The sequence below is a fragment of the Methylobacterium sp. CM6247 genome, from assembly GCF_054817925.1.
In genome coordinates this window covers 4,634,325-4,647,962 of record NZ_JBTXKX010000003.1, presented here as the reverse complement: position 1 = coordinate 4,647,962, position 13,638 = coordinate 4,634,325, and the positions used below count along the sequence as shown (strand labels likewise).

At 63.8% G+C, this 13,638-nt stretch carries 23 protein-coding genes; all 23 read left to right on the top strand.

Going from position 1 to position 13,638, the window contains the following annotated elements:
• Window positions 1-19 precede the first annotated feature (19 nt).
• On the top strand, window positions 20-2,095 hold the full coding sequence (gene fusA / locus ACYQOP_RS23090; protein ID WP_018044232.1) for an elongation factor G: 2,076 nt from the start codon (window positions 20-22) through the stop codon (window positions 2,093-2,095).
• Window positions 2,096-2,158: 63 nt separating this feature from the next.
• Window positions 2,159-3,349 carry an elongation factor Tu gene (tuf, locus tag ACYQOP_RS23085; protein ID WP_207412100.1) on the top strand — a complete coding sequence of 397 codons (1,191 nt, stop codon included), beginning with the start codon at window positions 2,159-2,161 and terminating at the stop codon, window positions 3,347-3,349.
• A gap of 85 nt (window positions 3,350-3,434) precedes the next feature.
• Entirely contained in the window at window positions 3,435-3,743 is a 309-nt protein-coding gene (gene rpsJ / locus ACYQOP_RS23080; protein ID WP_018044230.1) for a 30S ribosomal protein S10, read from the top strand.
• 50 nt (window positions 3,744-3,793) lie between these two features.
• A complete protein-coding gene (gene rplC / locus ACYQOP_RS23075; RefSeq protein ID WP_018044229.1) occupies window positions 3,794-4,537 on the top strand; it encodes a 50S ribosomal protein L3 in 744 nt (247 codons plus the stop codon).
• Complete coding sequence (gene rplD, locus ACYQOP_RS23070) at window positions 4,537-5,157, top strand: 50S ribosomal protein L4 (protein ID WP_027172970.1); 621 nt, start codon at window positions 4,537-4,539, stop codon at window positions 5,155-5,157. Before rplC ends, rplD begins: the two co-directional genes overlap by 1 nt.
• On the top strand, window positions 5,154-5,450 hold the full coding sequence (locus ACYQOP_RS23065) for a 50S ribosomal protein L23 (RefSeq protein WP_018044227.1): 297 nt from the start codon (window positions 5,154-5,156) through the stop codon (window positions 5,448-5,450). Before rplD ends, ACYQOP_RS23065 begins: the two co-directional genes overlap by 4 nt.
• Before the next feature lie 25 nt (window positions 5,451-5,475).
• On the top strand, window positions 5,476-6,312 hold the full coding sequence (gene rplB, locus ACYQOP_RS23060; RefSeq protein ID WP_056427361.1) for a 50S ribosomal protein L2: 837 nt from the start codon (window positions 5,476-5,478) through the stop codon (window positions 6,310-6,312).
• A 5-nt stretch (window positions 6,313-6,317) separates the two neighbouring features.
• The gene (gene rpsS / locus ACYQOP_RS23055) at window positions 6,318-6,596 is read left to right on the top strand and encodes a 30S ribosomal protein S19 (RefSeq protein ID WP_018044225.1); all 279 of its coding nucleotides are present in this window, start codon (window positions 6,318-6,320) and stop codon (window positions 6,594-6,596) included.
• A gap of 1 nt (window position 6,597) precedes the next feature.
• A complete protein-coding gene (gene rplV, locus ACYQOP_RS23050; protein WP_018044224.1) occupies window positions 6,598-6,984 on the top strand; it encodes a 50S ribosomal protein L22 in 387 nt (128 codons plus the stop codon).
• 10 nt (window positions 6,985-6,994) lie between these two features.
• The gene (rpsC, locus tag ACYQOP_RS23045; protein WP_227435880.1) at window positions 6,995-7,735 is read left to right on the top strand and encodes a 30S ribosomal protein S3; all 741 of its coding nucleotides are present in this window, start codon (window positions 6,995-6,997) and stop codon (window positions 7,733-7,735) included.
• A gap of 49 nt (window positions 7,736-7,784) precedes the next feature.
• Window positions 7,785-8,198, top strand: a complete 414-nt coding sequence (rplP, locus tag ACYQOP_RS23040) for a 50S ribosomal protein L16 (protein ID WP_056251136.1) — start codon at window positions 7,785-7,787, stop codon at window positions 8,196-8,198.
• Window positions 8,199-8,210: 12 nt separating this feature from the next.
• Window positions 8,211-8,426, top strand: a complete 216-nt coding sequence (gene rpmC, locus ACYQOP_RS23035) for a 50S ribosomal protein L29 (protein ID WP_018044221.1) — start codon at window positions 8,211-8,213, stop codon at window positions 8,424-8,426.
• A 10-nt stretch (window positions 8,427-8,436) separates the two neighbouring features.
• The gene (gene rpsQ, locus ACYQOP_RS23030) at window positions 8,437-8,703 is read left to right on the top strand and encodes a 30S ribosomal protein S17 (protein ID WP_056427364.1); all 267 of its coding nucleotides are present in this window, start codon (window positions 8,437-8,439) and stop codon (window positions 8,701-8,703) included.
• A 538-nt stretch (window positions 8,704-9,241) separates the two neighbouring features.
• The gene (gene rplN / locus ACYQOP_RS23025) at window positions 9,242-9,610 is read left to right on the top strand and encodes a 50S ribosomal protein L14 (protein ID WP_018044219.1); all 369 of its coding nucleotides are present in this window, start codon (window positions 9,242-9,244) and stop codon (window positions 9,608-9,610) included.
• The gene (gene rplX, locus ACYQOP_RS23020) at window positions 9,610-9,927 is read left to right on the top strand and encodes a 50S ribosomal protein L24 (protein WP_018044218.1); all 318 of its coding nucleotides are present in this window, start codon (window positions 9,610-9,612) and stop codon (window positions 9,925-9,927) included. Before rplN ends, rplX begins: the two co-directional genes overlap by 1 nt.
• A complete protein-coding gene (gene rplE, locus ACYQOP_RS23015) occupies window positions 9,920-10,486 on the top strand; it encodes a 50S ribosomal protein L5 (protein ID WP_056427367.1) in 567 nt (188 codons plus the stop codon). Before rplX ends, rplE begins: the two co-directional genes overlap by 8 nt.
• Before the next feature lie 39 nt (window positions 10,487-10,525).
• Window positions 10,526-10,831: a 30S ribosomal protein S14 gene (gene rpsN / locus ACYQOP_RS23010; protein WP_207412099.1), complete on the top strand. Its 306-nt coding sequence runs from the start codon at window positions 10,526-10,528 to the stop codon at window positions 10,829-10,831.
• A 12-nt stretch (window positions 10,832-10,843) separates the two neighbouring features.
• Window positions 10,844-11,239, top strand: a complete 396-nt coding sequence (gene rpsH / locus ACYQOP_RS23005) for a 30S ribosomal protein S8 (protein WP_056427374.1) — start codon at window positions 10,844-10,846, stop codon at window positions 11,237-11,239.
• Between the two features lie 22 nt (window positions 11,240-11,261).
• Window positions 11,262-11,795 carry a 50S ribosomal protein L6 gene (gene rplF, locus ACYQOP_RS23000; RefSeq protein WP_056427377.1) on the top strand — a complete coding sequence of 178 codons (534 nt, stop codon included), beginning with the start codon at window positions 11,262-11,264 and terminating at the stop codon, window positions 11,793-11,795.
• A 12-nt stretch (window positions 11,796-11,807) separates the two neighbouring features.
• Window positions 11,808-12,170 carry a 50S ribosomal protein L18 gene (gene rplR / locus ACYQOP_RS22995; protein WP_018044213.1) on the top strand — a complete coding sequence of 121 codons (363 nt, stop codon included), beginning with the start codon at window positions 11,808-11,810 and terminating at the stop codon, window positions 12,168-12,170.
• A gap of 93 nt (window positions 12,171-12,263) precedes the next feature.
• Window positions 12,264-12,851 (top strand): 30S ribosomal protein S5, encoded by a 588-nt coding sequence (gene rpsE, locus ACYQOP_RS22990; RefSeq protein ID WP_018044212.1) that lies wholly within the window; start codon window positions 12,264-12,266, stop codon window positions 12,849-12,851.
• A 12-nt stretch (window positions 12,852-12,863) separates the two neighbouring features.
• Window positions 12,864-13,055, top strand: coding sequence for a 50S ribosomal protein L30 (gene rpmD / locus ACYQOP_RS22985; RefSeq protein WP_018044211.1), 192 nt, complete (start codon window positions 12,864-12,866; stop codon window positions 13,053-13,055).
• An 11-nt stretch (window positions 13,056-13,066) separates the two neighbouring features.
• Window positions 13,067-13,564, top strand: coding sequence for a 50S ribosomal protein L15 (gene rplO / locus ACYQOP_RS22980; RefSeq protein ID WP_207412098.1), 498 nt, complete (start codon window positions 13,067-13,069; stop codon window positions 13,562-13,564).
• Window positions 13,565-13,638 lie beyond the last annotated feature (74 nt).

Genomic DNA, 13,638 nt, shown 5'->3' with positions numbered 1-13,638 from the left:
CCCTTTCAGGAGCAATCCGATGCCCCGCACGCATGCGATCGAGGACTACCGTAATTTCGGCATCATGGCTCACATTGATGCTGGAAAAACCACGACCACTGAGCGGATCCTCTACTACACCGGCAAGTCCCATAAGATCGGCGAAGTCCATGACGGCGCCGCGACGATGGATTGGATGACGCAGGAGCAGGAGCGTGGCATCACGATCACCTCCGCTGCGACCACCTGCTTCTGGCGCGACAAGCGCCTGAACATCATCGACACCCCCGGCCACGTGGACTTCACCATCGAAGTGGAGCGCTCGCTGCGCGTCCTCGACGGCGCCGTTTGCGTGCTCGACGGCAACCAGGGCGTCGAGCCCCAGACAGAGACCGTCTGGCGCCAGGCTGACAAGTACGACGTTCCGCGCGTCGTGTTCGTCAACAAGATGGACAAGATCGGCGCCGACTTCTTCAAATGCGTCGCCGACATCATCGACCGCGTCGCCGGCAAGCCCGTTTGCCTGCAGCTTCCGATCGGCGCCGAGACGACCTTCAAGGGCGTCATCGACCTGATCAAGATGAAGGCCATCGTCTGGACGTCCGAGAAGCTCGGCGCCGATTTCTCGGAGACCGAGATCCCGGCCGACCTCGCCGATCAGGCTGCCGAATACCGGATCAAGCTCGTCGAAGCCTGCGTCGAGATGGACGACGATGCCATGTCGGCCTATCTCGACGGTGTCGAGCCGGATGCCGAGACGATGCATCGCCTCGTGCGCACCGCTGTCCAGCGCCGCGCCTTCCACCCCGTGCTCTGCGGTTCGGCCTTCAAGAACAAGGGCGTTCAGCCCCTGCTCGACGCCGTCGTCGACTACCTGCCGTCTCCCGCCGATCGCGGCGAGATCAAGGGCCTCGACTTCAAGACCGAAGAAGAGACCGTTCGTCATCCGTCCGACAGCGATCCTTTCTCGATGCTGGCGTTCAAGATCATGGACGACCCGCATGTCGGCACGATCACGTTCTGCCGTGTCTATTCGGGCAAGGTCGAGTCTGGCGCCAACGTCATCAACTCGTCGCGCGACAAGAAGGAGCGTGTCGGCCGCATGCTTCTCATGCACGCCAACAACCGCGAAGACGTGAAGGAAGCCTTCACCGGCGACATCGTGGCTCTGGCTGGTCTCAAGGAAACTCGTACCGGCGATACGCTGTGCGACCCGAAGGACGCCGTCATCCTCGAGAAGATGGAGTTCCCCGAGCCCGTCATCGAGATCGCGGTGGAGCCGAAGTCCAAGGCCGATCAGGAGAAGCTGGGCATCGCTCTTGCCAAGCTCGCTGCTGAGGATCCGTCCTTCCGCGTTTCCACGGACCAGGAATCGGGCCAGACCATCCTTCGCGGGATGGGCGAGCTCCACCTCGACATCAAGGTCGACATCCTGCGCCGTACCTACATGGTCGACGCGAACATCGGCCAGCCGCAGGTGGCGTATCGTGAGAAGCTCACGAAGCGCACCGAGATCGACTACACCCACAAGAAGCAGACCGGCGGTACCGGTCAGTTCGCTCGGGTCAAGTTCGTGGTCGAGCCGAACGAGCCGGGTAAGGGCTTCGAGTTCTCCTCGAAGATCATCGGCGGCACGGTGCCCAAGGAATACATCCCGGGCGTCGAAAAGGGTCTCAACTCGGTGCTCGGCGCCGGCATCCTCGCCGGCTTCCCGGTCGTGGACATCAAGGTCGAGCTGATCGACGGCGCCTATCACGATGTCGACTCGTCGGCTCTGGCCTTCGAAATCGCCTCTCGTGCGGCGCTACGTGAAGCTCTCCAGAAGGGCGGATCGGTCCTGCTCGAGCCGGTCATGAAGGTCGAGGTCGTCTCGCCGGAAGAGTATACCGGTTCGGTGATCGGCGATCTGAATTCCCGCCGTGGCCAGATCCAGGGCCAGGACATGCGCGGCAATGCGAACGTCATCAACGCGATGGTGCCGCTCGCCAACATGTTCGGCTACGTGAACCAGCTGCGCTCCTTCTCCCAGGGCCGCGCGAACTTCACGATGCAGTTTGACCATTACGAAGAGGTGCCGCGCGGCGAGGCCGAGAAGGTCGTCGCGAAGTACGCTTAAGGCTTCCCGCCTTTTCCGGACCGCAGCAGCATCACCTGAAACACTGAGATTACGGAGGCTACGATGGCCAAAGAGAAATTTGCCCGCACCAAGCCGCACTGCAACATTGGCACGATTGGTCACGTCGACCACGGCAAGACGTCGCTGACGGCTGCGATCACGAAGGTCCTGGCGGAGTCGGGTGGCGCGACGTTCACGGCCTACGACCAGATCGACAAGGCCCCCGAGGAGAAGGCGCGCGGCATCACGATCTCGACGGCTCACGTCGAGTACGAGACGGCCAACCGTCACTACGCCCACGTCGATTGCCCCGGCCACGCCGATTACGTGAAGAACATGATCACGGGTGCCGCGCAGATGGACGGCGCGATCCTGGTCGTGTCGGCCGCCGACGGCCCGATGCCCCAGACCCGCGAGCACATCCTGCTGGCCCGTCAGGTCGGCGTGCCGGCGCTGGTGGTGTTCCTCAACAAGGTCGACCTCGTCGACGACGAGGAGCTCCTCGAGCTCGTCGAGATGGAGGTGCGCGAGCTCCTCTCCAAGTACGACTTCCCCGGCGACGACATCCCGATCACCAAGGGTTCGGCCAAGGTGGCTCTCGACAACGGCGACAAGGCCGTCGGCCATGACGCCGTGCTGGCCCTGATGGCCTCGGTGGACGCCTACATCCCGCAGCCGGAGCGTCCGATCGACAAGCCGTTCCTGATGCCGATCGAGGACGTGTTCTCGATCTCGGGCCGCGGCACCGTGGTGACGGGTCGCGTCGAGCGCGGCATCGTCAAGGTCGGCGAGACCGTGGAGATCGTCGGCATCCGCGACACCCAGACCACCACGGTCACGGGCGTCGAGATGTTCCGCAAGCTGCTCGACCAGGGCCAGGCCGGCGACAATGTCGGCGTGCTCCTGCGCGGCACCAAGCGTGAGGACGTCGAGCGCGGCCAGGTCGTGTGCAAGCCCGGCTCGGTCAAGCCCCACACCAAGTTCAAGGCCGAAGCCTACATCCTCACCAAGGAGGAGGGCGGTCGCCACACCCCGTTCTTCACCAACTACCGGCCCCAGTTCTACTTCCGCACCACCGACGTGACCGGTGTCTGCGAACTGCCCGAGGGCACCGAGATGGTGATGCCCGGTGACAGCGTCACCATGGACGTCACCCTCATCGTCCCCGTCGCCATGGAAGAGAAGCTCCGCTTCGCCATCCGTGAAGGCGGACGCACCGTCGGCGCAGGCGTCGTCGCAGCCATCAACGATTAAGTTCGGTACGCTCAGTCTGCTGGGATCGACAGAGGGGCGGGTCCTCGCGCCCGCCCCTTATTAAGTCCCGCCAAGGTTTCAGGTCATGAACGGTCAGAATATCCGCATTCGCCTCAAGGCGTTCGATCATCGCATCCTCGATGCCTCGACCCGCGAGATCGTGTCGACGGCCAAGCGCACCGGCGCGACCATTCGTGGTCCGATCCCGCTGCCGACGCATATCGAGAAGTTCACCGTCAACCGCTCGCCGCACATCGACAAGAAGTCGCGCGAGCAGTTCGAGATGCGCACCCACAAGCGCGTCCTCGATATCGTCGATCCGACGCCGCAGACCGTGGACGCGCTGATGAAGCTCGACCTCGCCGCCGGCGTGGACGTGGAGATCAAGCTCTAAGTCCCGCGGGGATTTAGAGCTTACCGTAGAATCGCGCGAGGGAGACACCTATGCGCTCAGGCGTCATTGCACAGAAGGTCGGCATGACCCGCATCTTTACGGATGCTGGCGAACATGTCCCCGTGACAGTGCTTAAAATCGATCAATGTCAGGTGGTAGCCCACCGTACCGTCGAGAAGAATGGCTACGTCGCCCTTCAGGTCGGCGTTGGCAAGGCCAAGGTGAAGAACGTGTCGGCTGCCGAGCGCGGCCGGTTCGCGGTCGCCAAGGTCGAGCCCAAGCAGAAGCTCGCCGAGTTCCGCGTGTCCGAGGACGCGTTGATCCCGGTCGGCGCCGAGATCACCGCCGATCACTTCATCCCCGGCCAGTTCGTCGACGTGACGGGCACGACCACGGGTAAGGGCTTCGCCGGCGGTATGAAGCGCTGGAACTTCGGTGGTCTGCGCGCCACCCACGGCGTGTCCATCTCGCACCGTTCGATCGGTTCGACCGGTGGCCGCCAGGATCCGGGCAAGACCTTCAAGAACAAGAAGATGCCCGGTCACATGGGCGTCGACCGGGTCACGACCCAGAACCTGCGCGTCGTGCGCACGGATCCCGAGCGTGGCCTCATCCTCGTCGAAGGCGCCGTCCCCGGTGTCGCCGGCGGCTGGATCCAGATCCGCGACGCGGTGAAGCGCAAGCTCCCCGCCGACGTGCCGCAGCCCGGCAAGTTCCGTGAGAACGGTTCTTCCGCTGCTCCCGCCACCGAAGCTCCGGCTCCCGAGGCTCCCGCTTCCGAGGAGAACGCGTGATGAAGCTCGATATCACCACTCTCGACGGCGACGGCGCCGGGTCAATCGACCTGGACGAGACCATCTTCGGTCTCGAGCCCCGCGCCGACCTTCTCCAGCGCATGGTGCGCTGGCAGCTCGCCAAGCGTCAGGCCGGCACCCATGCGGTCAAGAACCGCTCGGACGTCAACCGGACGCGCAAGAAGCTGTACAAGCAGAAGGGCACCGGTAACGCTCGTCACGGCGCTGCCTCCGCTCCGCAGTTCCGCGGCGGTGGACGTGCCTTCGGCCCGGTCGTGCGCAGCCATGCCCATGACCTTCCGAAGAAGGTGCGTGCCCTCGCTCTTCGCCACGCCCTCTCGGCGAAGGTGAAGGCAGAGACCCTGATCATCGTGGACGACGTGACGCTCGCCGACGGCAAGACCAGGAACCTGGTCGAGCGTTTCGAGAAGATGGGCCTGTCCAGCGCACTGATCATCAGCGGTGCTGAGGTCGACGTGAACTTCGGTCGCGCCGCCCGCAACATCCCGCAGATCGATGTCCTGCCGGTCCAGGGCATCAACGTCTACGACATCCTGCGTCGCGACAAGCTCGTGCTGACGCGCGCAGCGATCGATGCGCTGGAGGCGCGATTCAAATGAGTGCCGATCCGCGCCACTACGACATCATCGTCTCCCCGGTCATCACCGAGAAGGCGACGAACCTCACCGAACAGAACAAGGTCGTCTTCCGGGTCTCCCCGAAGGCTACCAAGCCGCAGATCAAAGAGGCGGTCGAGAAGCTGTTCGACGTCAAGGTCACGGGCGTGAACACGCTCGTCACCAAGGGCAAGAAGAAGATTTTCCGCGGGCTTCGCGGACAGCGTTCGGACGTGAAGAAAGCGATCGTGACCCTTGCCGAGGGTGAAACGATCGACGTCACGACCGGGCTCTGACACGAAAAGCGTTAGGATCAAGCCGATGGCCTTGAAGACATTCAAACCGGTCACGCCGAGCCTTCGCCAGCTCGTGCTCGTCGACCGCCGTGAGCTCTACAAGGGCAAGCCGGTCAAGAAGCTCACCGAGGGCAAGTCGTCCTCGGGCGGACGCAACAACCTCGGTCGCATCACCGTCCGCTTCCGCGGTGGTGGTCACAAGCGCACCTTGCGCAACGTCGATTTCAAGCGGCGTGAGCAGCTCGGCGTCGCTGCGACGGTGGAGCGGATCGAGTACGATCCCAACCGTACGGCGTTCATCGCGCTCATCACCTATCCGGACGGCGTGCAGAGCTACATCCTGGCTCCCCAGCGTCTGTCGCCGGGCGACACGGTGATCGCGGCCGAACAGGTCGACGTGAAGCCGGGCAATGCCGGACCGGTCGGCAACATGCCGGTGGGGACGATCGTCCACAACATCGAGCTGAAGATCGGCAAGGGCGGCGCGATTGCCCGTTCCGCCGGCAACTACGCTCAGATCGTCGGGCGCGACCAGGGCTATGTCACGCTGCGCCTGAATTCGGGTGAGCAGCGCCTCGTTCACGGTCAGTGCTTCGCCAGCATCGGTGCGGTATCGAACCCGGACCACATGAACATCTCGCTCGGCAAAGCCGGTCGCAACCGCTGGCTCGGCAAGCGCCCGCACGTTCGCGGCGTTGCCATGAACCCGGTCGATCACCCGCACGGCGGTGGTGAGGGTCGTACCTCGGGCGGCCGTAATCCGGTCACGCCCTGGGGCGTGCCCACCAAGGGAAAGAAGACCCGCTCCAACAAGCGGACCGATGTCTTCATTCTCGCCAGCCGTCACAACCGCAAGAAGTAACCCTCATGGCACGCTCGCTCTGGAAGGGGCCGTTCATCGACGGCTACCTCCTCAAGAAGGCTGAGACCGCTCGCGGATCCAGCCGCAACGAAGTCATCAAGATCTGGAGCCGTCGCTCCACGATCCTGCCGCAGTTCGTCGGGCTCACCTTCGGTGTGCACAACGGACAGAAGCATATCCCGGTCTATGTGTCCGAGGAGATGGTCGGTCATAAGTTCGGCGAGTTCTCGCCGACCCGTACCTTCCACGGCCACGCAGCCGACAAGAAGGCGAAGAGGCGCTGAGATGGGCAAGCAAGCCACCCCCCGCGCGCTCCCCGAGAACGAAGCGAAGGCCGTCGCGCGCATGCTGCGCGTGAGCCCTCAGAAGCTCAATCTCGTTGCGCAACTCATCCGCGGTAAGAAGGTCGAGTCGGCTTTGGCCGACCTGGAATTCTCCCGCAAGCGGATCGCCCGCGAGGTCAAGAAGTGCCTCGAAAGCGCCATCGCCAATGCCGAGAACAATCATGACCTTGATGTCGACGATCTCGTCGTCTCCGAGGCCTTCGTCGGCAAGGCACTCGTGCTCAAGCGTTTCCATGCTCGTGCACGTGGCCGCGGCGCCCGCATCCTGAAGCCCTTCGCGAACCTCACCATCGTGGTGCGCGAAGTCCCGACCGCCGAAGCGGCGTGAGGAGGACCTGATGGGCCAGAAAGTCAATCCGATCGGTCTTCGGCTCGGTATCAACCGGACCTGGGACTCCCGCTGGTTCGCCCAGAAGGGTGAATACGCGAAGCTCATGCACGAGGACGTCGCCATCCGCGCCGCCCTCATGAAGCAGCTGAAGCAGGCTGCCGTTTCCAAGATCGTCATCGAGCGTCCGCACCGGAAGTGCCGCGTCACCATTCACTCGGGTCGTCCCGGCGTGGTGATCGGCAAGAAGGGCGCGGATATCGAGAAGCTGCGCAAGCTCGTCGGCACCCTGACCAAGGCCGACGTGACGATCAACATCGTCGAGGTGCGCAAGCCCGAGATCGATGCCACCCTGGTGGCCGATTCGATCGCCCAGCAGCTCGAGCGCCGTGTTGCCTTCCGTCGTGCCATGAAGCGCGCCGTGCAGTCGGCCATGCGTCTCGGTGCCGAAGGCATCCGGATCAATTGCTCGGGTCGTCTCGGCGGCGCTGAGATCGCCCGTCAGGAATGGTACCGCGAAGGTCGCGTCCCGCTGCATACCCTGCGCGCGGATGTCGATTACGGCGTGGCGACCGCCTTCACGACCTACGGGACGTGCGGAATCAAGGTGTGGGTGTTCAAGGGCGAAATCCTCGAGCACGACCCGATGGCGCAGGACAAGCGCGCTCAGGAAGAAGGCGGCCGTTCGGGCGGACGTCGCGAGCGCGATGGCGAGGGTGGCCGCGAGCGCGGCCGGCGCGACCACGCTTAAAGCGTGATCGCGTACGCCCGTTAGCCATAGAAGGTGTTGAGAGGCTGCCATGTTGCAACCCAAGAAGACCAGGTTTCGTAAGCAGTTCAAGGGTCGCATCCACGGTGCGGCCAAGGGCGGCTTCGACCTCAATTTCGGGACCTTCGGCCTCAAGGCCGTGGAGCCCGAGCGCGTCACCGCACGTCAGATCGAGGCGGCCCGCCGCGCGATCACCCGTGAGATGAAGCGTCAGGGCCGTGTCTGGATCCGGATCTTCCCGGACGTCCCGGTCACGGCAAAGCCCACCGAAGTCCGCATGGGCTCCGGTAAGGGTGCACCCGAGTTCTGGGCTGCCCGCGTGCATCCCGGACGTATCATGTTCGAAGTCGACGGCGTCGCCGAGGACATCGCCAAAGAGGCTCTCCGCCTCGGTGCGGCGAAGCTCCCAATCCGCACGCGCGTCGTTCAGCGCATCGCTGACTAAGGGGAGGGGATCATGAAGTCGTCACAGAGACAGTCGGATCTGGCCGCCCTGTCGCCCGATCAGCTGAACGATGAGCTGCTGAACCTGAAGAAGGAGCAGTTCAACCTGCGCTTCCAGGGCGCCACCGGCCAGCTCGAGAACGTCGCCCGCGTCCGTGAGGTCCGTCGCGATATCGCCCGCGTTCGCACTCTCCAGCGTCAGAAGACGCTGAAGTCCGCGCAGGCCTGAGGAGTACACCATGCCGAAGCGCGTATTGCAGGGCGTCGTCGTCAGCGACAAGGGCGAGAAGACCATCGTCGTGAAGGTGGAGCGTCGCTTCACCCATCCGGTGATGAAGAAGACCGTCCGTCGTTCGAAGAACTACCACGCCCACGACGAGACGAACGTCGCCAAGGTCGGCCAGACCGTGTCGATCGAAGAGTGCCGTCCGTTCTCGAAGACCAAGACCTGGAAGCTCATCGAAGGTGGCGCTGCCACCGTGGAATCACCTTCCGCCGAAGCGTGAGACCGATGCTGTGTCGTTAAAGCGGGCGCAGTTTCTGCGCCCGCTTTTTTGCGTCTTATGTCGACTCGCGAAGAACGCGCGACTCATCGAGGCGCATGGGCCTCTGTCGGTCGCACCGCACGGCCGATGAAGCGTGCTCGAAACATTCGACTTCGACCGCGAACACCTGTTCAGTTCCGCCGCGCGTTCGGTTCCACCATTCAACGCGTACCACCGACGGTGCCTGTCAGGATGGCTGTCGGCCTCGGAGACGGCCGCTCGAGCACTTTCATGAAGACCCGGCCTGGATTGCTGTCTGCAGCGCAGCTGCGCGTCTTTTCTCTTGCGCAGCGCTTCCCTCTCTAGTATTAGGCCGTCCTTCGCGACATGCAAAAGGGTGTTCGCACCCTGGACCGCGGTGACCGCGCCGGCGTTGAGAAACGCCGAATGCGCGGTCCTTCTATATGAGCCGGGGACATCAGATCCCCATCAGACGTCGTCCGCCGGACAATACCGTCCGTGTGCGGAAACCCGTCTGAAACAAGGAAAGGTCACTCTCGTGATCCAGATGCAGACGAATCTGGACGTCGCCGACAATTCTGGTGCGCGTCGCGTGATGTGCATCAAGGTTCTCGGCGGGTCGAAGCGCAAGTATGCCGGTGTCGGCGATATCATCGTCGTCTCGGTGAAGGAGGCCATTCCCCGCGGCCGCGTGAAGAAGGGCGACGTCATGAAGGCCGTCGTCGTTCGCACCGCCAAGGAAGTGAAGCGCGCTGACGGATCCGTGATCCGGTTCGACAAGAACGCCGCTGTCCTGATCAACAATCAGAAAGAGCCGATCGGCACCCGTATCTTCGGACCCGTGCCGCGCGAGTTGCGCGCCCGGAACCACATGAAGATCATCTCGCTCGCTCCGGAGGTGCTGTGATGGCTGCCAAGGTCAAGAAGGGCGACAAGGTCGTCATTCTCACCGGTCGCGACAAAGGTCGCTCCGGCGAGGTCATCCAGGTGATGCCGAAGGAAGACCGTGCGCTCGTGCGCGGGGTCAATCTGGTCAAGAAGCACCAGAAGCAGACGCAGAACCAGGAAGGCGGCATCATCTCCAAGGAAGCCGCGATTCATCTGTCCAACATCGCGATCGCCGACCCGAAAGACGGTCAGCCGACGCGCGTTGGTTTCCGCATTCTCGACGACGGCCGCAAGGTCCGGTTCGCCAAGCGCTCGGGGGATCTGATCGATGGCTGAGAAGAACAACGACGCGTACACCCCTCGTCTGCGCAAGCACTACGATGAGGTCGTCCGCCAGAAGCTGATCGAAGAGTTCGGCTACAAGAACCCCATGCAGGTTCCGGTCATCGAGAAGATCGTGATCAACATGGGCGTCGGCGAGTCCACCGCCGATTCCAAGAAGGCCTCCATCGCCGCCGGCGACCTTGCACTGATCGCCGGCCAGAAGCCGGTCATCACCAAGGCCCGTAAGGCCATCGCGACCTTCAAGGTCCGCGAAGGCATGCCGATCGGCTGCAAGGTCACCCTGCGCAAGCACCGGATGTACGAATTCATGGACCGCCTGATCACCATCGCGCTTCCGCGCGTTCGTGACTTCCGCGGCCTGAACCCCCGTTCGTTCGACGGCAACGGCAATTACGCGTTGGGCCTCAAGGAGCACCTGGTGTTCCCGGAGATCTCCTACGACAAGGCCGATGCCACCTGGGGCATGGACATCGTGATCCAGACATCGGCCCGTACCGATGCCGAGGCACGTGCGCTCCTCTCGCAATTCCGATTCCCGTTCCGGCAGTAAGTGCTGAAAAGCGCTTAGACGCGGACACTGGAGAGAGACATGGCAAAGAAAAGCTCAGTCGAGAAGAATAATCACCGCAAGGAACTGGTGAAGCGGTTCGCCGCCAAGCGTAAGGCCCTCCTTGCGACCGCCAATAACGAAAGCCTCGAGATGGAGGAGCGCTTCGAAGCTCGCCTCAAGCTCGCGGAACTGCCCCGCAACTCGTCGGCGACCCGTATCCGCAATCGTTGCGGCATGACGGGACGTCCCCGCGCCTTCTACCGCAAGATGGGCATCTCGCGTGTGGCGCTTCGGGAACTTGGCAACCGGGGTCTCATTCCCGGTCTGGTCAAGTCGAGCTGGTAAGGAGCAGGCACCATGGTCAACGATCCCGTGGGTGATATGCTCACCCGCATCCGCAACGGCCAGATGCGCCGCCGCAACGTCGTTCAGACGCCCGGCTCGCGTCTCCGTGCAAGCGTTCTCGACGTCCTCAAGGCTGAGGGCTACATCCGCGATTACGCAACGACCGATTTCGGCAACGGCCGTACCGAGTTCTCGATCGAGCTCAAGTACTATGACGGCCAGCCCGTCATCCGCTCGATCCAGCGCGTTTCGAAGCCCGGCCGCCGCGTCTATTCGGCCGTGAGCGAACTTCCCCGCGTCGCCGACGGCCTCGGCGTCACCATCGTGTCCACCCCGCAGGGCGTCATGGCCGACCACGAGGCGCGTGAGCGCAACGTTGGCGGCGAAGTGCTCTGCAAGGTGTTCTGATCTCGGACTTGGAGGAAAGGCTATGTCTCGCGTAGGCAAGAAGCCCGTTCCCGTCCCGTCCGGTGTGACGGCCACGGTGACCGGTCAAACGGTGAAGATGAAGGGCTCCAAGGGCGAGCTCCAGTATATCGTCCCCAACGTGGTGGACGTGAAGTTCGAGGACGGCGCCGTCTCGGTGCTGCCCAAGAACCAGACCAAGGAGGCCCGCTCGCTGTGGGGCACCTCCCGGGCCCAGGTGGCGAACCTCGTCGAGGGCGTCTCCAAGGGTTTCGAGAAGAAGCTCGAGATCACCGGCGTCGGCTATCGTGCCGCCATGGCCGGCAAGGCCCTCAAGCTCTCCCTCGGCTACAGCCACGACATCGAGTACGAGATCCCCGTCGGGATCACGATCGCGGTGCCCAAGCCCACCGAGATCGTCATCTCCGGCATCGACCGGCAGGTGGTGGGACAGGTGGCAGCCGAGATTCGCGACTATCGTGGTCCCGAGCCCTACAAGGGCAAGGGCGTGCGGTACGCGGGTGAGTTCATCTTCCGCAAGGAAGGCAAGAAGAAGTAAGGGCCGGCCATCATGTCACGCAAAATCGATGCACTCGACCGCCGCAAGGCGCGTGTGCGCCGCGCGCTGCGGGCGGCGGCGAATGGACGGCCCCGGCTTTCGGTGTTCCGTTCCTCCAAGCAGATCTACGTCCAGGTCATCGACGACGCCGAGGGCAAGACCCTCGCCGCCGCCTCGACCCTCGACAAGGATCTCCGCTCGGGCCTGAAGACCGGTGCCGATACGGCAGCGGCCGCGGCCGTCGGCAAGCTCGTCGCCGAGCGCGCCAAGGCCGCTGGAGTCACCAAGGTGATCTTCGACCGTTCGGGCTACATCTATCACGGGCGCGTCAAGGCGCTCGCCGACGCCGCCCGTGAGGGTGGCCTCGAGTTCTAAAACCAGGCGGGGAGGGGCGGCGCAGGCCGTCCCTCGGACAAGCTATCAAGCGAGCGGGCTCCGCCGCCCGCGTCAGTGAGACAGGATTCAAACATGGCACGTGAACGGGAAGGTGGGGGCCGCGGCCGCCGCGATGAGCGCGAGGAGCGCGACAGCGAATTCGTGGACAAGCTCGTCCACATCAACCGCGTCGCCAAGGTGGTGAAGGGTGGTCGTCGCTTCGGCTTCGCTGCTCTCGTCGTCGTCGGCGACCAGAAGGGTCGCGTCGGCTTCGGCCACGGTAAGGCGCGCGAAGTGCCTGAGGCGATCCGCAAGGCAACGGAAGCTGCCAAGCGCGGTCTCGTCCGCGTCGCTCTGCGCGAAGGTCGTACCCTTCACCACGACGTCTACGGACGTCACGGTGCGGGTAAGGTCATCCTCCGCGCTGCGCCGCAGGGTACCGGCATCATCGCCGGCGGTCCGATGCGCGCCGTCTTCGAGACGCTGGGCATGCAGGACGTCGTGGCGAAGTCGCTCGGTTCGTCGAACCCCTACAACCTCGTCCGCGCCACCTTCGAGGCGCTGAAGAACGAGGACAGCCCGCGCGCCGTCGCGGCCCGTCGGGGTCTCAAGGTGTCGACGCTTCAGGCTCGCCGTCGCGATGCCGATCCGTCGGACCTGTCCGAAGCCGCAGTCGCTTAAGGGGAGGGTGCAATGGCAACAAAGACTCTCCGCGTCGAGCAGATCGGCTCGCCGATCCGCCGCGAGGGCGACCAGCGTGCGACGCTGATCGGCCTTAAGCTCAACAAGCTGCACCGGGTCGCTACGCTGGAGGATACCCCCTCCGTGCGCGGCATGATCCGCAAGGTGCATCACCTCGTGCGCGTCCTCGACGACGCGGCCTGAGGGAGGGCATCATGAAACTGAACGAAATCCACGATAACGACGGCGCAACCAAGAACCGGATGCGCGTCGGCCGGGGCATCGGCTCCGGCAAGGGCAAGACCGCTGGTCGCGGCGTCAAGGGTCAGAAGGCCCGTACCGGCGTCTCGATCAAGGGCTTCGAGGGCGGTCAGATGCCGCTTCACCGTCGCCTGCCCAAGCGCGGCTTCAACAACCTGTACTCCACGGATCTGAACGAGGTGAACCTCGGACGCGTCCAGCAGGCTGTCGATGCCGGCCGTCTCGATGCTTCCGCCGTGGTCACGGTGGAGACCCTCATCGCCGCCGGCATCATCGCCCGTCCCCGTGACGGCGTGAAGCTGCTCGGTGTCGGCGAACTGACCGCGAAGCTCTCCTTCGAGGTCACCCGCGCTTCGAAGTCGGCCGTCGAGGCTGTCGAGAAGATCGGCGGTTCGGTGAACGTCGCTTACGGTGCCGGCATCTCCACCCGCGGCAAGCCGTCCGCGGAGTAAGTCTTCCGACGCCGCTGTTGCGTAGCGTCGGAGCAGACTTTAAGTCGAAGCTCTGAGCGGCGGCCCGTGCGACC